The following is a 23003-nucleotide window of genomic DNA, read 5'->3' as shown; positions in this document are numbered from 1 at the left end:
AATCAATACCTTCCGAATGAGAGATATGAGAGGTCGATTGTCATGGCGATGACATACAACTATCATGCCGTCGACACGAGTACGTTGACGTTTCAGCAAATCGTGGGCGCGATCGAGGAGAACAATCAGAGCCTGGTCAGTCTCGAAAACGGCCTCAAGGGTTCCTTCACCGGTGAGGCGGCGGAGAACGGTTGGCATCCGCAGATCGATCTTCTCCTCCGAAAGATCGGGGCGTACAACGCGGCTCTGCAGTCGTTGAAGACGGCGATTTTGACGACATCGGGCGCGCAGGGCCTGATGAACACCACCGACAAAGATGCTGGGTCGAGGTTCCTTGCCATCGGCATCTAGTCGCGATGGCTTCGACCACCGGGTGGCGGTGTGGACTCGGACCCGGTAGCCGTCGACCTGAATGTCGATGCCGCCCTGCTGCTTCAGCAGCTGGTCGGCATCGACTCCTATCCCGTCGTCCTGGCGCTGATGCCCAACATCTATCGCGTGGAGGATCGGGATCGGGTGCACGCGGTTGTGCGTGAGCAGCTCGTCGAGGCGGGTGTGCTCGTGGACGGCCTCGTGCACCCGCGGGTCGCGCACTGGCTGGAGTGCCTGTACCGGCCGGATGTCGAACTCGCCGCTCGGATTTCCGATACCGGCGCCGACGATGTGCCGGTGGGCACGCTGCGGATGTCGTTGGTTCGCCGGGGCGAGACGCATGTGCTGGCCGTTCGGTACGACGACCATGTCGTCATCCAGTCGGTCTTCGTGGAGGAAGCAGACCTGCGTGCGGTGACCGGGGCGGTGATCGCGGCATTGGGGCCTTGTCCCGCGCTGCGATTCGAACCGGTGACCGCCGCGCCGGAGGAGTTCGCCGGCGAGCCGGACGACGGACCGGACGAACGCAAACAGCTCCTGCTGGATCTCGGCGCTGCTGCGCAGACCGCGAGTGTGTTGAGCCGGATGTTCGACGAGGTACTGCGCCGGGCGGAGATCGTGGTCTACGAACACCATGACGGTGAGCGGGCGGTGCACGAGGTGGCTGTGGAGTCGGCGGTACGTGAGCTGAGTGTGCAGCCGGCGGTGCGCGAAGTGTGTGTGAACGTGTTCGACACGGAGGCCGGTCGCGTAGTCGCGATGCCGGGTGTCGGTTACGACGGGCAGCGATGGGCGACCTTCGCACCCGGCGACGATGCGACGGTGGCAGCAGGCGTCGCCGCGCTGATCGAGATGCTGCCGGGCCGGAGCTGGTTCACCACGAGCCGGGTCTGAGGGGTGGCCGCATCTCGGGAGAACGAATGATCGTGCGAGGAAGAGGCACATGGTGAATCGACCACCGACGGTGAATGGACGTGGGCCCGATACCGGAGGGCAACTGGGTGGCTACGGCGCGTACCTGTTGCCCGATGCCGTCGGCCCCGACGGTTCCGCGTCGGCGCCCGGGGCGCACGCCGCACCGGGCGCCTCTCGGCCCGTGGGCAGTGTCTCCGGCAGCGCGGAGCAGTCGACGGAACCGGGCACGGCGCCGACCGCCTCGCCACAGGCGAGCGTCCCCGGGGCCGGTACGCCTGTGGCATCGCCTGCCACGTCGAGTGCGGGAGGCCCAGCAGCGCCGCCTCAGGCATCGCCCACTCCGGTGACCGCGAGTGCACCCGCCGCGCAGCCTGGGTCGTCGAACTCGCTCGATGCGGTCGGTGAGGCCGCACCAGCGGCCCAGTCCACGGCACCATCGAACCCTTCGAGACCGGCCCCGCTGAATATGGCGGGAGTCTTCCCGTCACCATCGGCGCAGGCGGCCGGGTCGCCTACCGCGCCCGATTCAGGCGCTGCTGCGCCGCGGGTACCCGCCGGGACCGCGGCCCCGCAGCAGACCGCCGCCCCGGCATCGAGACCGGCTCCGGCGTCCTCGTCGGCTGCCACCACCGGTGACGCGGGGCGCGCACCTGTGCCGAGTACGGCCCCACCCGCGACCGCGAGTCCGGAACGTCGAGCCGAAGGCACCACAGCAGCCCGGCCGGCCGCCGATACCGGTGCCGGGGCCACGTGGAGTGCTGCCCCCGAGGCTTCCACAGGTCGCGACGTTGCTCGGTGGTCCGCCGGGCAGTACCTGGAACCCGAAGTCACCATGGGCGGGGAGCCGATCACACACGCGGAGCCGGCGGGCCGAGTGGAGCTGATGTCCTCGGCGCAGGCGGCCTCCCATCTGCTCGCTGAGATCACAGCCACCAACCGTGCGACGCTGCGGGCTTCGACCGGCGTGCGCGGAGCGTTGAACAAGGTGGGATTCCGCTTCGGGCTGTCACCGGCCGAGCAGCGCGCCGAGGACCGGCGCAATCGGATCCGGCGACAGATTCCCGCCACCTATCAGATCGCGGTGATCAGCGTGAAAGGTGGCGTCGGCCGGACCACCACCACAGCAACTCTCGGGTCGACCTTCGCGTCGATCCGCTACGACCGAGTGGTAGCGGTCGACGCCAATCCGGACTTCAGTGATCTGGGCACGCGGACCGTGCGGCATCCGTACGGGATCACCCTCCGTGACCTGGCGCACGCCCAGGATCTGCGGGCATTCTCGGCGGTGCAGGCCTACACCACCACCAACACCGCCAATCTGGTTGTGGTCGCGTCACCCTGGGCGACCGACGCCAGCCAGGCACTGACCGGAGACGAGTACACGGCCGCCGTGCAAACCCTCAGGGTGCACTACAACCTGGTCCTGGTCGACTGCGGTACCGGTGTCTTCGATTCGGCCACCAGCGGCGTGCTGAACAGCAGCGATGCGGTGCTGGTCGTCACGCCCGCCACGGTGGGCGGCGTGACCGGTGCGGTGGCGACACTGAATTGGCTCGGCGCACACGGACTCCAGCGCCTGGTCAACCGATCGAATGTGGCCATCGTGCACCAGCATCCGGTGAAGCCGAATGTCGACGTGGCGGCGATCGAGCAACTGTTCGCCACCGCGGGCCGGCCCACCTTCACGCTGCCCTACGACGCGCACCTGGCCGAGGGCGGCGAAATTGATCTGCGACTGCTGGACAACGACTCCGTGCTGGCCTTCGAGGAGCTGGCCGCGGCGCTGGCCGACGGGTTCCCCAACTCCCGAGGGGCGGCACGATGACCGCTGTTGCCGCACCGGCCGCGGAAGCGGCGACCTCCGCGGAAGTGGACCGGGCCCGGGTGGCGATCATGGTGGCCACCTACCAGGTGGACGCCGTGGTGCCCACCAAGTTCGCGGTGGAGACATTCATCGACGATCTGCTCGAGGTATTGGCCGCGGCGATCGAGGACGACACCGTCGACTTCACCGCGCCGGTCGGCCAGTGGAGCCTGGCCAGGCCAGGACAGCCACCGATTCCGCGCTGGCGCAGCCTCGCCGACCACGACGTCGCCGACGGTGCGGTGCTGGTACTGACGCCGGTCGAGTCCGCGGAGGTGTTCCGGCCGATCGTCGAGGACATCACCGATGCGCTGGCCCTGATCAACGAGCGCGAGTTCGCCGAGTACGACGCGGGGACGTCGGCGGTGGTCGGCTTCGGTGTCCTGGTGGCCGGTGCGGCGGCGACCGCGGGCATGCTGGCCTGGTCGTGGTTGCAGAGCGGTTCCATCCTGTGGTGTGCGGTACCCGCGCTGGTGCTCGGCGCGGTGTTCTGGGGGGCCGCGGTCGTCGCCGGCCAGCGGTTCGCCGCGCCGAGAGCCTGTCTGGGGTCGGCGCTGGCCGCGCTGGTGTTGCTGTTCGCCGGCGGTGCCATGCTGGTGCCGGGGGAATACGACGAGGTCGGCCGATTCACCGCGGCCAATCTCGCGGCGGGCGCCGTGGTGTCGGCGGTCGCCGCCGCGACCATGATGCGCGTGACGCGGGTGGGCATCGCGACGCTGATGTCGGCGGCCGCGCTCGGGATCGTCGTCGCGGTCGCGGCACTGCCCGCGACCTATCTGGCGCTGTCACCGAGTCAGGTGGCGGCCGGAGTGGTGCTCGGCATCGTGATCCTGCTGGCGTCGGCGCCGCGGATAGCGGTGGTGATCGCTCGGATTCGGCCACCCGACCTGCCCGACCCCGGCAACGAGGTGGCGCCGGCGTCACTCACCGACATCTTCGACGCCGAATCCGGCACCGAGGGCGCGCCGGACGACCCACAACGCCGGAGCACCGAGGCCACCTTCGAATCACGGGCCCGGCTCGCGGTGACGAGTTTGCGCGGGCTGGTCGTCGCGCTGTCGCTCGCGCTGTCGGTCGCCACGGTGCTGACAGCGGCCATGCACCCCGGCAAGATCCGCGAGATCGTCCTCGCGGTGGCGGTGACGGGCATCCTGATCCTGCGGGCCCGCTGGTATCCGGATCGGGTGCAGGCCCTCGCCCTGGTGACCGGATCGGTGGTGACGGCCACCGGCCTGGCAATCGTGCTGGTCGGGGTGCATCAGACCCCTGGCGTTCGGTTGCTGATCGTGGCGCTGCTGCTTCTCGCGGCGGTGCTGGGGTGTTTCGCGGCGGTTCGGCTGCCGAATGTCCGGCTGTCCCCGGTCACCCGGCGGATCACCGACCTGTTCGAATACCTGCTCTTGCTGATCGTGCCGGTTCTCGCGTTCTGGATCATGGGCATTTACGCGGCGATGAGGGCGATCTGATGCGGAGGACCGGATGCGCGGTCACCCTGGCCGTGGCCGCCCTGCTCACCGGTGCGGCACCAGCGGTGGCCGTGGAGCCACCACAGGTCGTCGTCGGACCGCCACCGGCGGAGGATCCACCGAGACCGGAGTTTCCGATGAAGCAGGACAAGGGCTGCGTCGCGGCCGGTCTCGTATCCGGAACCGATCCGGCGCGGCAGCCCCCGGTCGATACCGCACTGAATCTGTCCCGAGCCAGGGAATTGAGCCGGGGCGCGGGGGTGACCGTGGCCGTCATCGACACCGGGGTGAACCCGAGCCCACGGCTGCGTGATCTCGTCAGCGGCGGGGACTATGTCGCCGAAGGTGGCCAGGGGTTGTCCGACTGCGACGCGCACGGCACCCTGGTGGCCGGCATCATCGCCGGAACCACCGACCCCACCGACGGTTTCACCGGTGTGGCACCGGATGCCCGGATTCTGTCGATCCGGTACCGGTCCGCCGCTTTCACCGCCGAGGACCCGCGGAACTTCCGGCCGGGTGAGGAGGCCGCCGTCCTGGTCCGCACGCTCGCCCGCGCCATCGTGCACGCGGCCCGGCAAGGTGCGGGCGTGATCACCGTGGCGCTGCCGGTGTGTGTGCCGGCGGGCGCCGCGGTCGGTCAGGCCGCGTTGTCGGAAGCAGTCGGCTACGCCGTTCGGGTGCGTGGTGCGCTGGTCGTCGCCAGTGCGGGTGATACCGGCAGCCCAGGATGCAACAAGCAGAATCCGGGGATCGATCCCACCGATGCGGTGGATCCGCGCGGTTGGCGGCGCGTACAGACCGTCTCCACCCCCGGATGGTTCACACCCGACGTACTCACCGTCGGTGTCACCACCGCGTCCGGCACCGCGCTGGACACCTCACTCGCCGGGCCCTGGGTGTCGGTGGCCGCACCAGGTACCGGCATCGTGTCCCTCGGTCCAGGGGGCGGCATCGTCAGCGGGGTCGGGGATCCGGCCGCGCTGTCCGAGGTTGGCGGTGCCTCGTTCGCCACCGCGTACGTCAGCGGTGTGGCCGCTCTGCTGCGGTCGCGGTTCCCGGATGAGACGCCGGCGGAGATCGCGGCGCGCCTGCAGGCCAGTGCCCATTCGCCGGCCCGCGGCGTCGACAACACGGTCGGTGCCGGCCTGATCGACCCGATGGTGGCACTGAGCTACCGGTCGCCGCCCGGTCGGCCGGCAGGTCTTTTCCAGTCCGCCCCACTGGCCGTGGCGCCTCCCGCACGACCACGGGACCTGCGCCCGGCGATCACCGCGACCGCGGTGATCGCCGGCGCGGTCCTGCTGGGCTTGGCGGCAAGTTTCGGCCCAGGCTTCGCCGGGATCCGCCGGTCCGGCGAACAGCCGTCGAGGCCGCGGTGACCGTGTCGTTCCGCGGGGCGGGTCCGAGCGGCAGCCCGACCCCGCGGTTGCCGTTCGGTGCGGAACCGGGTCCGGTCGCCGGTGCGGTGGTCATCGCCGGCCTGATGCTGGCCGTGCTGTCGCTGACCCACCCCTGGTGGGTCAGCGCTTTGTCCCTCGTCTTGTGGTCAGCGGTCATCGTGGTGCCCGTAGGACAGCGCACTGCCTACCGCTGGCTGCGCGACTGGATCGCCTACCGTGCCGGCCGTAAGGCCCTGGCACGCGAACTCGCACGGCCGCAGTCGCCGGTCGATGTGCCGGTGGCCACTGGTGTCTGCGGTATTCGAACCGGGGACACCACCTTGGTGGCCATGATCCAGCTGGCGCCGAACCTCGACCTGCCGACCGTCATCGGCGCGGGAACCACCTACACCGAAGACACCGTACCGGTGGCGCTGCTCGCTGGAATGCTCCACCAATTCGAGGTTGTGATCGATATCGATATCGTCACAACCGGCCAGCGGGTGCGGTCTGTGGGAAGCTACGGGATGCTGTACGACCAGCTGATCGGCACCGATCCCGCGGTAGGGGACCGGTTGACCTGGCTGGTGCTGCGCCTGGACATCGAGCGAAATCTCGAGCCGCTGGCGCGGCGCGGTTCGGCGGCGGCCGCGGCACCGAAGGCACTGGCCTCCGCGGCGCACCGGATCGCGGCCCGGCTGCGCGAGATCGAGATCGCCGCGCATGCGCTGCCCGCCGAGGCCATGCGGGCGGCGACCCGGCTGCTGCACAAAGGATTCGAGTTGAGCGACCTCCAGGAAAACTGGACAATGCTGGCCGGCCCGGTGCCGACTCGCCACGTCACCAGTTTCGAGATCGATCTCGCGCGTATCGACGATGCCCTCGATTCCTGCTGGACGTGGCACACCGGTCGGACCACCCTCACCATCGCCTTGACCAGCAGGCTCGTCGGCCGCGCCGAGACGGGCGCCACCGACGACCACGAGGTCGCGGTGCGCGCCTTCGCGCGCTATGTCGGCCCGGGGCCGGACGTGGGCAGGCCGGGGTATCTGCACCCGCTGACCGGCCGCCAGGGTGCCGCGTTGCTGGCCTCACTACCGGTCGGCGGTCGCGAACGCCTTGACCGCATCGGCCGTCCGCGGCTCGTGGATCAGCTGGTGTGGCAGCCCGGTTCGGAGCTCACGGAGGCGGTGGCGCTCCAGCGAATGCCCATCGGGCCCAGCGGGCAGATTCTCGGTGTGATCAGCGGTCGGGCCGAACACAATCTCGCCCTGCCGCTCTACGATCCGGTGCGGTACAACCCACGGCGGCGCACCATCGATCTGCACGCGCAGCTACCGGTCGCGCAGCAAATCGTGCTCCGTACCGTGGCCGTCGGCGCCGATGTCGAGATCCATACCAGCCGCCCCGGACAGTGGCAGCACCTGGTCGACGCGGTGGGCGATCCCCGGTCGCTGCGGCTGGCCGGTGGGCACGGACCGATCGGGGCCCCGGACCGGGTGGAAGCCGGGCGCGTCGGGGCCACCGTGGCAGTCTTCGACCACCTCGTGCCCGATACCACCGCCGCTCCCACCACGATCGTCATCAGCGCACCGGGCGGCCCGCGGCAGCGGTCCGCCGACCTGGCCATCGATCAGACCGGCGAGACCACCGTCGACGTCAGTATCCCGATGCACACCGTGCGGATCGACCTGATCGAGCCGATCGGCGAGGAACGGTTCCTGGCCGGCACCGATGAATCCGCCGGAATCCTGTCCCACGACCGGCCGGTTCCCGTACCCGTACCCGAACTCGCGGGAGCCCGGCCCGCGACCGGCTCGAATTGAAAGTAGGTTCGAATATCGTGCCATTGGAGTCGCAAACTTCGAACGGTGCCGGTGGTGAGGAACTGTCACCCCGGCAAATGGCAGCGGCGGTGTTCTCGAAGCGGCTGGCCGAACTCGTCTCGGAATCGGTCGTGTCCACCGAGGCCGAAGGTCCGGTGCGGTCGCTGACGTTGTATTCGCTGGCACAGCATCTGGAACTCGCGTACCCGGATGTTCCGATATCACAATCCGGCTTGTATCGCCTCATACACGGTGAGGCGATACCACGTTTGGATCTCATCGTCGCACTGGCTCGTGTCTTCGATGTCGCACCGGAGTATTTCATCACCGACAACAATCAATAGCCGGTGCCGTTCTCACGCGTGGGAACGGCCGTGGACCAGGAAGCCGATACGATTCTCGATATGCCCGACGAGGCCCAGGGAGATGTTTTCCTCCGCCATCGGAGCGTGGTCCTTGCCGCGCTGGTGCCTGGCTCGTCCGGGCCGAACCCGGAGCCGGAGCTGCCCGAACCGGTTCCGGTGGGCTCCACCGCGATCCCGCTGGACGCCGCGGAGCGTCTGTTGGCGGAGGCGGACACCGTTCCCGAACCTCGCCGGCCCGCCGGGGCGGGGAGTCCCGATCCGGTGCGGCCGCGTTCTTCGCGTAGATCCTCGGCCAGCGAGCAGATCAATGCGCTGCTGAACGGGTCTGGGCCGCTCGAGCGCAGAGCGCCGGACTTCGCGGACTCGCCCCGGATGTCACCGGATGGACCCGACCCCGAGACACCGCAGGAACAGCGCCCGGAACCCGGCGGCAAGGACCGGTTCGATGACCTCCTGCGGCGGAGGCCGGGCGGTCGGCTCGGCGAGTGGGCGCAGCGGATCGCTCCACGGCTGCGCGAGCCCAAGGTGCTGCTGTCCGCCGGGGCGGTGCTTGCCGTCCTCCTGCTGGTGGTTCTCCTCACCACCGGAGGCGAATCGGAACGGACGGAACAACCTCTTGTCCTGACATCGGTGGTGCCGACACCCGCCGAGCCGACCGAAGAAGCGAGCAGGGCGCGGCCGATCGAGGTGGCGTCGGCGACGAGCCACTGTCCACCGGGCAGCACCGACGGTATGGACGCGTTGTCAGGGGAGGCGGGCAAAGCGTGGTCGTGTGTGCGGGCCTATCGCGTCGACGGCCAAGTGCTGACCATCGACCTGGGCGGGACCTATACCGTCGAGTCCATCTCGATCGTTCCAGGTTGGGATCACATCCGCGCCGACGGCGTGGACGAATGGACCAGGCACCGGACCGCCAGCAGGGTGTCCTATCAGTTCGACAACGAGAACTACACCACCTACACCCAGGAGACCCTCGATCAGCGCGGCGTGGTGACCACCGAGATCAACCCACCGGTGTCGGCATCGAAGATCATTCTCACGATTCTCGAATCGCGCGGCGATCGATCGCTGAACGACACCGCCGTGTCCTCGATCGTGATCACCGGGATGAAAGACGGGTAGGTCCGGATGTCCTCGGTCGTTTGCCACTACTGCTCGCATCGCAATGCCGGCGACGTGGCGCGCTGTACGCACTGTGGCGCGCCGGTGGCTGCGCCCACCTCGCCACCCGGACCGGCAGCGGATCTGGAGCTCGGCTCGGCACCGCCGATGCCGGACCACGGGCACGGCGTGGGGGGTGCCACCGTCGCCCATCTCCGGCGTGGCGCGGAGTCCATGGTCCGGCAGGGCGAAGCCGCCCTCCATCACGGTGAATCCGCCATGCACACGGTGGGTACCGTCGAACGCGGGCTGCGGACGCTGACCGAGCGGAAGCGGTATTCACCGCGGCACTGGCTGATGGTCCTCGGGGGTTTGGTCATCCTGCTGGTGTGCGGTGTAGTCGTCGCGGGGCGATTCTCCCCACCGGTCTCGCCGTTCACCGCGACGAGCGCGTCGGGCCGGTTGCCCGACCCGCTGCACGCCGCGACCTGCCGGCCCTACCAGGCCGAGGCCGGCGAACAATGCGTGCTCCCAGCCGGCGACCCGCTGCTGCGGGGCTTGTCGGCGGGGCGGGATCTGACTTTCCACGTGCGAACGCTGCCACCGGGCACGGTCGAAGCCACTGTCGAGCGATGGCGCGCTGCCGCGCGGGCGATCGTCGCCGACGGCGACGTGTTCGCGGCGGTCGGGCCGTCGGCCACCGTGCTGTACGCCGACACCGGGACCGGCCTCGCCTTGGAGACCGGGGCTTTCGACGGGGAACACAGCGCCAGGAGCTTTCTGGAGCGGTCCGGCCTGCTCGGTCAGGACGACTCGTGACGTAGCGCCGCCGCCAGATCAGCCGGATCGTCGTAGAGCTCGGCCAATTCCGCCGTGTCGTCCTCCAGATGGCGCAGTACCAGCTGGCTCACCAGCGCCACCGTGGCACGACCTGGAATGACGCGGGTCGCGGCCAGCTGCTCGGTGACCGTGGCCAGGTCGTCGGGTGAGCGATCGGACTGTTGGAAACGGGCCCAGCCCATCCGGTGGAAGAGGCCGACATGCCGGCGGGCGATGCGGTCGCAGTCGGCGTACAGGTTCTCCAGCTCGTCGACGACCTCGCTCAACGGGAGCCCGGTCTCGGTGAGCCGACTACCGATGGTGATCAGCCGGGGGTTGGCGATGCGGTAGGACGTGGCATCGACGGGCTGATAGAGCCCGATCGCGACGATTCGGGCGAGCCCGTCGGGTACGTCGTGGTACCGCTGCTCCAATTCGGTCGCGGAGATGGTCTCGCTGGGGAATTTTCCGGACCGGGCGGTCGTCTCGTCGATGACGCCGAGGACGTCGGAGAGCCCGTCTCCCCGGTCCCATGCCTTCAGCAGTTCCTTGATCCCGCTGAGCTTGATCCCTCGGTTGAGCAGGCGGCTGATCGTGCGTACACGGCTCAGATGCTCCGGGCTGTAGTAGCCGGTGCGGCCCTTGACCATCGGCGGGGGGAGGATGCCCCGCTCGTGATAGACGCGAAGGCTGCGGACGGTGGTGCCGGCTTCCCGCGCCAACTCGTCGATCGTGTACTTCCCCTCAACTGCCATACCACAAGGAAACCACAGGGACATTCTTATGCAAATAGAATGACACGATATTCAGCGGTACGTCAGGAAGTGTCACACTAATAGTCACATTGAGTGGTCAACCGCCGGTCGATCGGGTGCCGCACGTGCCGCAGAACCGGACGTCGGCCGGTAGATCGGCACCGCAACCGGTGCACCGCCGCTCGGCGCTGAGCCGTTCGCCGCAGCTGGTGCAGAATGATGTCGCCGCCGGGTGTACGGCCCGGCACCGTGCGCACGCTACCGTGTGTTGCCGGCCCATCGCGTCCCCGGCGGGACTGTGCCGGGGCTGTGCCGCGAGTTGCTGGTGGACGGCGCCCAGACCGAGCCCGGCGCCGAGGAACGCTCCGCCGAGGGCCGAATCACCGCCGTGCGCCATCCCCTGACCAGCGCCAAGGGCCAGCTCGCCGGCCGCGTACTGCCCGAAGCCCCCCGCGAGCTCGATGTATCGGGTGTCCTTGGCCAGTCGTTTGAGCCGGTCGGCGTCCTCGGGTGCCAGGTTGATGTCGAAATTGCCCATCCTGGTGATCAACAGCCCATACCTGCGCAGCTGCTGGTTGGTCACCGACAGCACTTCGGTGTCGATCTCCGGCATGTGCGCCGACAGGCCGAGAACCGGCCACCTGCCCTTGGTGATTCCGGAGGTCACCGCGATCCGCATCGAGCGCAACAGCAGCTCCGAGCACCACGCGGTGACCTGGTCGGGGTCGGCCAGGTCGACCGTCCCGATCAGTCCGGTGACCAAAGCGGCTGGATCCCGCACCGTCAGGGCGTATTCGCCGAAGACGCGCAAGGTGACGATCTGCTCGCTCCGTGGATCCACGATGTCGTCCAGCCTGCCGCCGAACTTGTTTCCCGGGTACTCCCTGGTTCCCACGAAGTACAGCTCGGCACGGTAGGCGTTGCCGCCGCTCAATACGTCGAGCAGGGCCCCGAGCCCGGGCAACTCGGTGGCGTCGACCCGGTGCTTACCGGGGGTCATCAGGCCCGCCACCTGCCCGGTGTGCACGAACAGTGCGACCTCACCGGAATTCACGATCACGCGGGAGAAGCGCCGGATATTGGCATCCGGCCACTTGTACACCAACTGGTTCTTGCGGTTGTCGGGTACCGCGATGAATTCCCGCTCCAACCAGGCCATGTCGTCGAGAATACGGTTGTCGCGCGCGTGCCCGTCCGCCGTCTTCCCAGCACCGGGAAGCGGACGCGTGGCGCACGGGAAGCCCGGACGCGCAAGATTCCTGGCACATGCCGCCGAGGCAGACCGGGAGAGGGTCGAATGCTTGACCACGACACCGCATCCACGCCCGAGCTGTCCACGACCGGGCTGGTTGCCGCGCTCGACGACGCGGGCCTCGGTTCCGGTCGTGGTCCACGTTCGCGGCCCAGCGTGCGCCGGCTGGGGGGCGGTTGGGTCGAGCTGCCGCCTGCCGAGCCCATCGATCCGCGGAGCGCGGTCCTTGCCGACCCGGAGGTCAGGGAAGACAAGCGGTTCTGCTGGCGTTGCGATGAGCCGGTCGGACGTTCCACCCCGGCCGTGCCCGCCGCCGCGTCGGGGGAGTGCGAAGTCTGTGACGCGCCGTTCGACTTCCGGCCCGCACTGGCCGAAGGAGACTTGGTCGCGGATCAGTACGAGGTGCAGGGCTGTCTCGCCCACGGCGGCATGGGCTGGGTGTATCTGGCGGTCGACCGAAATGTCAGTGATCGCTGGGTGGTACTGAAGGGACTGATGACCTACGGCGATTTCGAGGCCCACGCGGTCGCGGTCGCCGAGCGGCAGTTCCTGGCCGAGGTTTCGCACCCCAATATCGTGAAGATCTTCAACTTCGTGCAACACCAGCCACCGGGTGGGGCGCCGTGCGGCTATATCGTGATGGAGTACGCCGATGGCCGGTCGTTGGACGATATCCTGCACACTGCGGCCCCGCATCGGCTCTCCGTTGCCGAGGCCATCGCCTTTGTCCTGGAAGTCGTTCCGGCACTGGATTATCTGCACGCGTCCGGTCTGGCCTACAACGATCTCAAGCCCGGCAACATCATGGTCGGGGACCGGGTCAAGCTGATCGACCTCGGTGCGGTGGCCGCCATGGATTCCGCCGGATACCTCTACGGCACACCGGGTTTTCAGGCACCCGAACTCACCAGCACGGGGCCGACGATCGCCTCCGACATCTATACCGTCGGCCGGACCCTCGCCGCGCTGACGCTCGATCCGAAGAACCGCCGTGTACAAGGCGGCAGCACCAATGACTTGCCCACGCCGGTGGAGCACCCGGTGCTGCGGCGCTATGAGGCGTTCTACCGCCTGTTGCTGCGGGCGACCGATCCCGATCCGGCACTGCGGTTTCCGACCATGCACGCCCTGCAGATCCAGCTGACCGGTGTCCTCGCCATCGTGCTGGCCATCGACACCGGTGAGGAGTATCCGCAGGCGTCGACCCTGTTCAGCGCGCAGCGCACCAGCTTCGGGACCACGGCGCTGATCGCGACGACCGACAGCCTCGCGGACGGGGTACACCGTCAGTCGGCGCTGGACGCGCAGAGTGTGGTATCGGCGTTGCCGGTGCCGCTGACCGATGTCGACGATCCGAGCGTGAATCTGTCGTCACGGTCCTTGCCCAGCGATCCGCAGCAGGTGCTCGACACACTCCAGATGGTTGCGGAGTGGTCGCGCGTCGGCAAGATCGAGACCCCTGGGTCGTACGAGCTCGAGGGTGCGCTGGCCGCGGTGCGCGCGCATCTGGACATGGGTGACCCGGTCGCCGCACGGCTGCGGCTGGACCGGATCGAGTCCGGGAGTGGTGCCGACTGGCGCATATCCTGGTACCGGGGTGTCGCCGCGCTCCTGGAGGATGCGTTCGAGGAAGCCTTCATCCGATTCGACACGGTGCACACCAGGGTGCCGGGGGAACTCGCCCCCACCCTGGCTCTGGCCGCCACCGCCGAACTCTTGTTGCAGGACTGGATGGCACGCGCCTGCGCCGAATCCGGTGACGATCGTGCACGGCGATGGCACGAGCTGGCGCTTCGGTACTACACGATCGTCTGGCGGACCAACCGGAGCGTGATCAGTGCCGCGTTCGGGATGGCCCGCCGCCTGGCGGCCGACCGTGATCCACTCGGCGCGGTGGCGGTGCTGGACGAGGTGGCACGCACCTCCAGTTTGCACGCCGTGGCACGGATGTCGGGCTGCGTCCTGCTGGTATCGCGGCCCTCGGCCGAGCTGAACGAATCCGACCTCTACGCCGCGGCGGACCGGGTCCGGGAACTGCCCGCGGACGAACCGCGCGCGCTGCAGATGCGCGTGCTGGTGCTGAATGCCGCGCTGCGGTGGCTGACCGCGCAGCGTCGTCCGGAGCGGCCGGACACGACGCTGTTCGATGTGCCGTTCACCGAGAACGGTGTGCGCCACGGAGTCTCGGACACGCTGCGGCTGCTCGCCCGCAGGTGCGACGACCGGATGCACCGCTACCACCTTGTCGATCTGGCCAATGAGGTGCGCCCGCGCACGTGGTGGTGATGTGGCGCGTATCCGGCTCCGACCATGGCATTCCCGATGATGGGAAGGCGACAGAATGCAGCTGTGGCGGTATGGACCGGCAGTCCGGCTCGAGGAGGGATGCGATGGACCGGTGGAAGCGGCGATGCCGGATCACCGGTTCGGGCCGGTGATTCGATGACTCGCCTGATCGACTACACCTTCGACGGGCCCTGGCTGACCTATGTCGACGAGCGACAGCTGTCGGCACCGCTGCGGCAGAAGCTGGACCGCGGTCGCAGGGCCGGGAATCCGCCGGTCCATCGAGGAACAGACCGGAGCGGCGGCTCCGGCGTGCTGCTGGGCGCTGCCGGTGCGCTGGGGTCGATCGTGCTGATCGCGCTGATCCTCACCGGAACGGGACCGCTGGTCGTTCGGGGCGTCGTGCTGGCCACGGTGGTCACCGCTGTCGGCGCGGCGGTGTGGTGGTCTGCCCGGTCCACCACGTCGCTGACGGCGAGCGACCGGCGCGATGTCGCGGCCGCGACCAAGCGCCTGTATGTGCCCGATTCGAGCGCTGCCCCTGCGTTGCAGGTCGATTCGTTCGACGAGTTCCCGGTGCCCGAACTCATCGCGCGAGCCGTGGAACTGCGCGACAGCATCGCCGATTCGCCCGCTTGGCAGAGCGGTTACCTGGCGTCGCATCGCCTGCGGCTGGATCTCGATGCCGAACTCGACCAGATCATCCAGCACGCGCTGCGGATGGAGTGTGTGGCCGGGCCGCTCGCCGAGCCCGTCGGTGATTCCGCGACCGCGACGACGACGCGGCAGGCCACCGAGTACGTGCGCACGTCACTGGAGTGGGTATGGGCCGGTCTGGTCTCGCGCGTGAGTGCGTTGACGGCCTACCACGCGCATCTGGGCGAGCTCGAGACGGAACTGATCAATGCCGGGATCGCCGAGCGCACGGCCGGTGCGGGCGTCGATATCGCCGAACTGATCGCCGCGGCGGCGGGTGCGGAGCTGGCGGCTGATCACCTGGCGGGGCTGGGGGAGGAGGTCCGGGCGATGGCGCTGGCGATCAACGAGATCGTCGAGACCCTCAACGGTGACCTGGGCACCCTGGCCGCCCTCTCGGTGCCGCAGTTGTAACCGAGGACCAACAGCTGGATTGGAGCACAAGCAATGACGGTTCTGGCATTGGAGATCAGCCCGGACAGGTTCGCGGCCGGCCGGGTGGCACCGGACGGGAGCGTGCAGGATGTCCAGGCGGTACCGGTGACCTCGCGTGCGCCGTGGAACAGTTGCCGGGACCTGCTGGCCGAGGTGGCTGCGGGCAGCGAGGTGATCAGCGTGGGCATCGGAACCACCGGCCCCATAGATATGGCTGCCGGGGTGGCGGCTCCGCCCGATATCGCCGAATGGCAGGTCGGCTTCGGCTTGGTCGAGGCCACGCACAAGCAATTCCCCGCGGCCACCGTGGGAATGGCGCTCGACGGCGTGTGCGCGGCGCTGGCCGAGCAACGCCACGGCGTGCTGCGGGGGGTTCCCGACGCGCTGGTCGTGTCGGTTTCCTCGCGGATCAGCGGGGGCATCATCGTCGGTGGCTTCGTCGCGGTCGGACGCACCGGAAACGCCGGGAACATCGGCCACATGGTGATGTCCGGCTACAACGATCTCTGCGATTGCGGCGCGCGCGGGTGCGTGCAGGCGATCGCCAGTACGTCCGCGGCCGTGCGGTGGGCCGAGGAACGAGGCTGGAAAGGGGAGGGTTTCGCGGCGTTGCTCGCTGCGGCCGGAGCGGGCGATTCGATCGCCGGTGCGGCGGTGGAGCGCATGGGAACCGTGCTGGGGCAGGCGTTGTCTTCGGTGGCGTCGCTGTTCGATGTCGACCGCGTCGTGGTCGGTGGCAGCGCCGCGTCGGCCGGGCCCGCATTGTGGAAACCCCTGGGTGCGGCGGTTGCCGCGCATGCGCGGATCGGATTCCTGTCCGGTCTTCGGGTGGTGCCCTCACAGCTGGGCGATACCGCGGTGCTGACCGGTGCCGGGTTGCTCGCGCTGCCTCCCGAGCGGCAGTAGCGCCGAGATTCCCGGACGGCATCCTGCCGAATGACTGCACAGCTGCCGTGGTCTGCGGAAGGCGGCAGCTGCGCAGTCGGGCCGGTGGTGATGAGGGGACCAACGACCCTGCGCCAATGGTACCGCTATCTGTCGGATCATTCAACAGCGTACACTTAATTGACGGTAAGAAATGCCGTGCTTCGGGTCGGGAGGTGGAGGTATCGCCATGTCGTCGCAGGTTCGGTCCTATAACGAGTGGGATCCGCTGGAAGAGATCATCATCGGAGTCGCGGTCGGCGCCGTGTTCCCCGCGGAGGCGCGGCGGATGGTCGAGGCCACCATGCCGCGCCGGTACTGGAGTCTGTTCGAGACGACCCGCCCCTTCCCCGCCCAGATCATTGCCGCGGCACAGGCCGAGCTGGACAACCTCGATCGGGTACTCACCGAGGCCGGGGTCGTCGTGCAGCGACCCACCTGGGTCGATCCCGCCAGTCTCGGCGGCTACACCTCGGCGCTGCCACGTGACTCGCTCCTGGTGGTCGGCTCGAACGTCGTCGAGGCGCCGATGGCCTGGCGGTCCCGGCGCAGTGAGGCGTTGGCGTATCGACCCATCCTGCGGCACTACCAGGAAACGGGCGCGCACTGGGTATCGGCGCCGCAGGTGCTCGATCACGACCGTCTGGTCGACGAAATGCCCGGTGCACGGTGGGCTGTCAACGAAACCCAGCCCGCTTTCGCCGCCGCGGATTTTCTGCGGTTCGGCCGCGATATCGTCGCGCAGCGTAGCCATGTCACGAACCGGGCGGGCATCGAATGGTTGCGCAGGCATCTCGGTGACACCTACCGGATCCATGTGCTCGATGTCGACAATCCACACGCCATGCGGCTGGACTGCACGATCATGCCGCTGCGCCCCGGTACGCTGCTGTTCAATCCCGACTGGGTCGATGCGGACACCCTGCGGAATTCCTTGTTCGCCGAATGGGATCTCGTTCCGGCGCCGCGCCCAGTGCCGCGGGAGCAGCCGCCGCTCTATATGGCCAGCGATTGGGTGCACATGAACGTCCTGGTCATCGATCAGGAGCGGATTGTGGTGGAGGCGCAGGACGACGATATCGCCGACCTGCTGGCCGGCCTTGGTTTCGATCCGGTTCGCTGCCCGTTCCGCAATGTCCAGAGTATCGGTGGCTCATTTCACTGCGCCACCACCGATATTCGGCGGCGTGGTGTCCTCGACTCTCATCTCTGATTTGCCCGGTGAACCGGCGCGGGTTCCCTGCGTTGGGAATCCGGGAGAATCCAGCTGTGTCGGGCAGGAATTGGTGTCCGCAAATGGTGCGAGGAAGGACAGACACGACGTGCGCACCCGCGTGATCGGTGAAACCCGGCGATGTCGTGTCCGCACATCACATCGGGCCGCAAACCTTTCTGTCTCCTGCGCATTCGTCGCTGTCGTGCTGGTCCCGGTGTTCATCGCCGAATTCGATCCGGTCTGGTACGTGGCATCAACGCTGCTGTCGGTGACTGCGGCTGGCGCCGCCGTCACCGTCTGGGCGGCGGTACGGGCCGTCTCGCGGTCCGGTCCGGTGCCCGCCCCGGTTGCTCACCGAAGCACCGGAAGCGCTGGGCCCCACCATGGCTCGGTCGCCCAGCGGCGACGGGAGGCGGCGTGATCGAGTCCACCTCTTCCCTCGGTCGTGCGCGAGCGACAACGGCGCCACGTCGAGCGGTCCGACACCACTCGGGAAGGAGCACGATGTTCGGTTGGTCGCCACCGGTTGTTCTTCGCACCCTCCTGGCCATCGCGGCGACGGCGACGCTAGGTGCCGCGGCGATCGTGCACCAGGCTCCGATCGCAGATGCCACCAACCGCGCGGTTGTGGTGCATCCCGGACTGCCGATTCGGACCACGACCGAGGAGGACGGCAACCTCATCGGCTTCCAATGCACGGTCGGGTTGACCGGATTCGTCGGGGCGGCGCGCTACGCCGTCACGGCCGGGCACTGCAGGCGGCCGGGCGTTGTCACCGATGACAAGGGAAACCCGATCGGCTGGTACGAGTCCTACCAGCCGGACCAGGGACTCACCCTGGGGTTCGCGCTGATCCGCCTGTACGAGGGTGTAGGTGTCTCGGCGTCCATGGGTTCCTTCGGGCTCAGTTCGGTCGAGATGAACCCGCGCCGCGGCCAGCGGGTCTGCAAGATCGGCGCGACCACCGGCTGGAACTGCGGCACGGTCACGAAGGTCGAAGAGGGCGTCATCTACACCACCCGGGATCTGTGGTTCGAGCACGGTGATTCGGGCGGTGTCGTATACCGGCACACGGCCGACGGTCACGCGGCGTTCGTCGGGATCGCGATGGCCTACGTCAACGATCGTGATCGCGAGGCGATCGTCGAGCCCGCCGACTGGCTCTTCGATCAGATTCAACGCTACGGTCCCGCGGCGAACGAACCGTTCAAGTGGTACCGAGTCCGGTGAGAACGGCATCCGTTTTCCGACGATGATGGAAACCTGTTGGCGTGCACAGGTACCGCTCAGATCCGGCGGCCTCGGTCCGCGGCGGCGTAGAGGTGAGCCTTTACCGCCACGCGGGTGCAGATCGAAGTCGGCGCCTCGAAAAACAGCCGACCGCCCTTGGTAGAACTGAAATGTGCGCAAGGCACAACTCGCCGTCCGAACTGTGGCTATTGAGGACGTTTCCCGGATCACACACCCTGATTAGCCTCGAAACTGCTCGGCAAATGGAGCGACGACACGCCATCGCCCGGTTCGGCTCGAAAGTGTGCATGCATGTATCGGAACCCATTCGAAGACCTGGATTCGGCCACACGCGAAGCCGCCCGGCTGTCGAGAAGCCGCGCCGAGGCGACGAATCACACCGCCCGGCTCACTCTCCACATCTGATCATTTTCCAGACGGAGGTATGTAGCGATGTACATCGGTCGTCGGGCCTGCAACCCCCACGGATCTCGTCGGCGTTGGTCGGGGAGCACACCATATCCGTCGGTCGAGCGTGCCGCCACGTGTCCCACATTGCCCAGCGGCAGTGAACTGCTGTGCGCGCTGGGCGGACAGCCGACCCGAGGTCAGATCTGCCGAATGGCTCGCGAACTCGTCCAACTCCACCAGAACGCCCGTGATCGGTCGCAATGGACGCAGGAAACCTCCCAGTGCCGCAGCGAGATTGTCGCCGATATCAACGCGTGGGCGCGAGAGAACTTGCCGTGCCCCAGCCGCACCGCTCACCGGCACGACGAAACTCTCGGCGAGGTCGTCGACCGCTTGGCCATCGCCGCCGCGGCGGCCTTTCAGCTGCTGATGACCGGCGATGTCTCCGGTGAACACATGCACGCGGCATGGACACGCCTGGCCGAACTCGAGCTCGAATACAGCGATCTGGTGTGCCAGGTGTACGACGGCCGACAGTACCTGCCCGGAATGTGAACTGACACTCCCACATCGTGTTCCGGCCGGATCCACCGGCTTCCTTCAGGCTTACCGCGGCAAGTGATCGAATCGTCGGGTTCCCGCCCGGCCGCAGCGTCTCCACCGCGCGGCGCACGCGGTTCCTCGCGTCGGCTGCCGGCGTTCAGTGGTCCGTGACTTCGCCGCCGGGTGTGTCTGCGCCGTTGCCTCGATCGGCAAGCGCAGCACTGAAACCTATGGTGCGGTGACCAGCCCGACCCTCACCTACGCGACCGCGCAGCACCACCACCCCCTGGGCCGAGACCCACCAGACCTGCTTGCCCGCCTCGGCGCCCAGCGGATCATCGAACTCGCCGCAGTGGTCTGACCAGCGCCGTGTCACTGGCCATCCAGCACTGGGAATACCCGCACGAGGTGTGCCTCGATACGTGGCACACTGTTCTTTGTGCCGCTGAATAACGGCGCATCACACAAGGGTAGCTTTGCTGGAGGTAGCTGATGATTACTGTCGCATTCGGTGGCGCTGTGAGCCGGTACTGGCGCGCGGGCGTTCTGCCTGTCCTGGTGGCCGGTGCCGCGCTCCTGATCGGTTCGGGAACCGCTGCCGCGAACCCTGACACCGCAGGATGGCGCCACATCGACCCGAAAGGTCACCACAACGGCAGCCTGTACAACGATTCCAATCCGACTACCCTGGCCGACCAGGCCGAGGCCAGGCGGCAAGCCCGGGAGGACGCCAGGGGGCGTATGCAGTCGAACCAGCCGAATGGGAGCGGCTCGGGCACTTCTGCGGGCTGGACGGTGTCGCCCCGGCCGGACGGCGAGGGCTGGGTGGTCTGTAAACCGCTGGCCCGATTCTGCTGATACTCGAGTATCTCGCAGTGGTGTGTGAGTCGCTGCCGACAGCAACAGACCCTCATCACGCAGGCGCCGTAACACTGTCGCCTGGGATACCTGGTGCCCGTCACAGCGGCACATCGCCCACGCCTTGCGGTGTCCCCAGGCCCGATGCGCCAGCGCGTGCCTGTTTGCGCCGCCAAGTCCGTTCGGGCACACCGACCACCGCACCGCCGAGCGCGAAGGCTGCGACCCGGTCCGCGACGGCCACGCTGACTCTCGACCTGTACGGCAATCTGTTCGACGAGGATCTCGATCCGGTGGCCGCGGCGATGGACAAGGGGCTCGCGCTGCTGCGGCCTCACGGCGGACTGAGCAGGCCAGTTGAGCCGGGGTGCAGCTCCGACCGGCCATCTACCAGCGGCGCAAGAGTGCCCCCACTGGGACTCGAACCCAGACTTGGCGGTTGTTGGTTCGGGGTCTGGTCGGTATTCACAGCCGGTCATTGGGGATCACGATGGGTGCTCTACCTGCGACGATGCCGACGCCGGATGCACGGCTGTGCACAGATGATCACGGGCATTCACGTTGAATTCTTGGTGTTACTTTGGTACGGGTCGAATCCGCCAAACCCTGCCCGTGGTCACCTATCGCGCCAATAGGAACGGCCGATCAATCCACCTGTCGTGATAGGGGCGCTGCGCGGCAGGTGCGAATCGCCTGTGCTGGTGGGTGGATGCTTGGACCGGCAAGCGAAACATCGAGCCACGCCAGTACCCGTTGGCGTGAGTGCTCTTCTGTCGAAACCCTGCTGGGCCGGGCCCCGATGCTGGGCAGTTCGACAGCCGCCTGATCCAGCTCGGCACCATTGCCGAGTAGCAACGTCACGTCGTTGTCGTTCGAGGACTGAGGCAGTCAGAGCTGGGGAGCGATTCGGGCGAGCACGGAGACAAGGCTCGTCGTGGCGTTGCCGATATTCCCGACGGTTCACCGTTGGAACCACTAGCCGGTGATCATGCAGGTCGACCGGCTGCACTAGCGGTCGCGCCGACTGATTCCTGGTGCACGCGCGGCGCATCGGGTAGAGGCGGGGTGCGTGCGGCGGCGTAGGCGGCGACCAGTAGCGCTGCGGCGCTGAATAGCTGGGCGTTTCCGATGGCGGATCTGACGACCATCTCCACGAAACCGTCGCCCCGCTGAGGCAACTGATCGTAAGGCGCTGCGATAAATGCGATAGTCGCTACGGCCAGCATGCGACGCCATCTCCGGTACTGTGGTACCACCAGCAATGGCACGAGGATGATCGCATACACCCAGTGGTGGGTCACCGCGATCGGGGCTGCCAGCAATGTCGCCAGCGCGATCACCGCTACCGCGGGCACGTGGTCGCCGGACAGTGTGAATCGGTGTGCGCTCCAGGCCGCGATGCTGACGACCGCCGCCGCCAAGACCATCCACACCACATCTTTGACTATCCCGTCCACGCCCGCGCGCGCCAGAAGCCCGGTGATCGCTTGATTTCGCTCATAGGCGTGGTTGCCCGCTCGGTCGGTATTGAAGAACTCGCTGGTCCAGAAGTACAGCGAATCCCGGGGGAAGAACAAGAATCCGACTCCGACGGTGACGAGGAACGCCCCGGCGGCGCGACCAAGCGCGGAGTGGTCACGTCGCATCAGCAGCACCAATCCGAATGCCGCCGGAGTGATCTTGATCGCTGCCGCGAGTCCGATACCGACGCCGCGCAATTTCCGGGGTGTGCGATCAAGACAGTCTGCGAGCACCAGTGCCATCAGAACGAGATTGATCTGACCGTACCCGAAATTCGACCGAACCGGCTCGAGTAACAACGCCGGTGCGAGGAGGGCGACGGTGAGCAAACCAGGCTTCGGCGCCGATAGGCGCGCCAGAACCGTCTGGAGAATCCACGCCAGCAACGACAGATTGATCGCTATCCATACCAGTTGCAGCGCTGTCACGTCGAGTGCCGCCATCGGAGCGAACAACAGCGCTGCGAACGGAGGGTAGATGAACCGCAGTCCAGTCGTTGTGGGGAAATCCTCAGAGTAGAGAGTGGCTCCGGTGAGGGACGCGAGTCCAGCGTCGCGATATACCGACAGATCTATCTGGAAGCCGTCCCGGCCCTGTCTTGCGAGCTCTAAGCACAGTGCCACCGTGGCGAGCGCCCCCAGTGTCCATACCGTCCTGAGGAACCAGCGTCGCCGCGCAGTAGTGCGCAGCGCGCTTATATTGACCTGTCTCAGAACACGCAAGGGTTAAGCCTCCTAGTAACCGCAATACCTACTATTACGTTATA

21 protein-coding genes are annotated in these 23003 nt (G+C 67.5%); 17 read left to right on the top strand and 4 right to left on the bottom strand.

The annotated features are described in order from the left end of the window. Window positions 1-48 precede the first annotated feature (48 nt). Both BOX37_RS26995 and BOX37_RS26990 read left to right on the top strand, forming a co-directional pair. A complete protein-coding gene (locus BOX37_RS26995; protein ID WP_156910558.1) occupies window positions 49-351 on the top strand; it encodes a hypothetical protein in 303 nt (100 codons plus the stop codon). A 30-nt stretch (window positions 352-381) separates the two neighbouring features. Beyond that, window positions 382-1266 (top strand): ESX secretion-associated protein EspG, encoded by an 885-nt coding sequence (locus tag BOX37_RS26990; RefSeq protein ID WP_071930088.1) that lies wholly within the window; start codon window positions 382-384, stop codon window positions 1264-1266. Window positions 1267-1611: 345 nt separating this feature from the next. Here BOX37_RS26990 and BOX37_RS35570 read toward each other — a convergent pair whose 3' ends face one another. Further along, a complete protein-coding gene (locus BOX37_RS35570; protein ID WP_240505063.1) occupies window positions 1612-1995 on the bottom strand; it encodes a hypothetical protein in 384 nt (127 codons plus the stop codon). Window positions 1996-2170: 175 nt separating this feature from the next. On the opposite strand from BOX37_RS35570, the gene BOX37_RS26980 reads away from it, so the two are divergent. The 7 genes from BOX37_RS26980 to BOX37_RS26950 all read left to right on the top strand — a co-directional run bounded on the left by BOX37_RS26980 (window position 2171) and on the right by BOX37_RS26950 (window position 10110). Continuing rightward, window positions 2171-3112: a MinD/ParA family ATP-binding protein gene (locus BOX37_RS26980; protein WP_240505062.1), complete on the top strand. Its 942-nt coding sequence runs from the start codon at window positions 2171-2173 to the stop codon at window positions 3110-3112. Continuing rightward, a complete protein-coding gene (gene eccD / locus BOX37_RS26975; RefSeq protein ID WP_071930086.1) occupies window positions 3109-4617 on the top strand; it encodes a type VII secretion integral membrane protein EccD in 1509 nt (502 codons plus the stop codon). The genes BOX37_RS26980 and eccD overlap by 4 nt, the downstream gene beginning before the upstream one ends. Next, window positions 4617-5999, top strand: coding sequence for a type VII secretion-associated serine protease mycosin (mycP, locus tag BOX37_RS26970; protein WP_071930085.1), 1383 nt, complete (start codon window positions 4617-4619; stop codon window positions 5997-5999). Before eccD ends, mycP begins: the two co-directional genes overlap by 1 nt. Continuing rightward, on the top strand, window positions 5996-7825 hold the full coding sequence (gene eccE, locus BOX37_RS26965) for a type VII secretion protein EccE (RefSeq protein ID WP_071930084.1): 1830 nt from the start codon (window positions 5996-5998) through the stop codon (window positions 7823-7825). Before mycP ends, eccE begins: the two co-directional genes overlap by 4 nt. 17 nt (window positions 7826-7842) lie before the next feature. Next, window positions 7843-8169, top strand: coding sequence for a helix-turn-helix domain-containing protein (locus BOX37_RS26960; RefSeq protein WP_240505061.1), 327 nt, complete (start codon window positions 7843-7845; stop codon window positions 8167-8169). Window positions 8170-8229: 60 nt separating this feature from the next. Next, window positions 8230-9312 (top strand): discoidin domain-containing protein, encoded by a 1083-nt coding sequence (locus BOX37_RS26955; protein WP_156910557.1) that lies wholly within the window; start codon window positions 8230-8232, stop codon window positions 9310-9312. 84 nt (window positions 9313-9396) lie between these two features. After that, complete coding sequence (locus tag BOX37_RS26950; RefSeq protein ID WP_167659995.1) at window positions 9397-10110, top strand: hypothetical protein; 714 nt, start codon at window positions 9397-9399, stop codon at window positions 10108-10110. Here the strand turns inward: BOX37_RS26950 and BOX37_RS26945 are convergent. Together BOX37_RS26945 and BOX37_RS26940 are read right to left on the bottom strand one after the other, a co-directional pair. Continuing rightward, window positions 10095-10865, bottom strand: coding sequence for a MerR family transcriptional regulator (locus tag BOX37_RS26945; RefSeq protein WP_071930080.1), 771 nt, complete (start codon window positions 10863-10865; stop codon window positions 10095-10097). The genes BOX37_RS26950 and BOX37_RS26945 overlap by 16 nt on opposite strands. 97 nt (window positions 10866-10962) lie before the next feature. Next, entirely contained in the window at window positions 10963-12024 is a 1062-nt protein-coding gene (locus BOX37_RS26940) for an SPFH domain-containing protein (protein ID WP_071930079.1), read from the bottom strand. A 138-nt stretch (window positions 12025-12162) separates the two neighbouring features. On the opposite strand from BOX37_RS26940, the gene BOX37_RS26935 reads away from it, so the two are divergent. From BOX37_RS26935 to BOX37_RS34750, 8 genes are all read left to right on the top strand, one after another. After that, window positions 12163-14403 (top strand): serine/threonine-protein kinase, encoded by a 2241-nt coding sequence (locus BOX37_RS26935; protein WP_071930078.1) that lies wholly within the window; start codon window positions 12163-12165, stop codon window positions 14401-14403. Between the two features lie 156 nt (window positions 14404-14559). Continuing rightward, complete coding sequence (locus tag BOX37_RS26930) at window positions 14560-15513, top strand: hypothetical protein (RefSeq protein ID WP_156910556.1); 954 nt, start codon at window positions 14560-14562, stop codon at window positions 15511-15513. Between the two features lie 33 nt (window positions 15514-15546). Beyond that, window positions 15547-16440 (top strand): ROK family protein, encoded by an 894-nt coding sequence (locus tag BOX37_RS26925; RefSeq protein ID WP_071930076.1) that lies wholly within the window; start codon window positions 15547-15549, stop codon window positions 16438-16440. A 208-nt stretch (window positions 16441-16648) separates the two neighbouring features. Then, the gene (locus BOX37_RS26920) at window positions 16649-17671 is read left to right on the top strand and encodes a hypothetical protein (RefSeq protein ID WP_206045719.1); all 1023 of its coding nucleotides are present in this window, start codon (window positions 16649-16651) and stop codon (window positions 17669-17671) included. Between the two features lie 507 nt (window positions 17672-18178). Further along, window positions 18179-18904, top strand: a complete 726-nt coding sequence (locus BOX37_RS26910; protein WP_071930073.1) for a chymotrypsin family serine protease — start codon at window positions 18179-18181, stop codon at window positions 18902-18904. Between the two features lie 621 nt (window positions 18905-19525). After that, entirely contained in the window at window positions 19526-19870 is a 345-nt protein-coding gene (locus tag BOX37_RS26905; RefSeq protein ID WP_167659994.1) for a DUF4254 domain-containing protein, read from the top strand. A 226-nt stretch (window positions 19871-20096) separates the two neighbouring features. Then, entirely contained in the window at window positions 20097-20219 is a 123-nt protein-coding gene (locus tag BOX37_RS35885) for a hypothetical protein (protein ID WP_276207221.1), read from the top strand. Between the two features lie 131 nt (window positions 20220-20350). Beyond that, a complete protein-coding gene (locus BOX37_RS34750) occupies window positions 20351-20716 on the top strand; it encodes a hypothetical protein (RefSeq protein WP_167659878.1) in 366 nt (121 codons plus the stop codon). A gap of 986 nt (window positions 20717-21702) precedes the next feature. Here BOX37_RS34750 and BOX37_RS26890 read toward each other — a convergent pair. After that, complete coding sequence (locus BOX37_RS26890) at window positions 21703-22860, bottom strand: glycosyltransferase 87 family protein (protein ID WP_276207271.1); 1158 nt, start codon at window positions 22858-22860, stop codon at window positions 21703-21705. Between the last annotated feature and the right edge of the window lie 143 nt (window positions 22861-23003).

It is taken from the genome of Nocardia mangyaensis (assembly GCF_001886715.1).
GTDB lineage: Bacteria > Actinomycetota > Actinomycetes > Mycobacteriales > Mycobacteriaceae > Nocardia > Nocardia mangyaensis.
The sequence above is the reverse complement of the archived record's forward strand: the minus strand, read 5'-3'. Positions and strand labels throughout refer to the sequence as shown.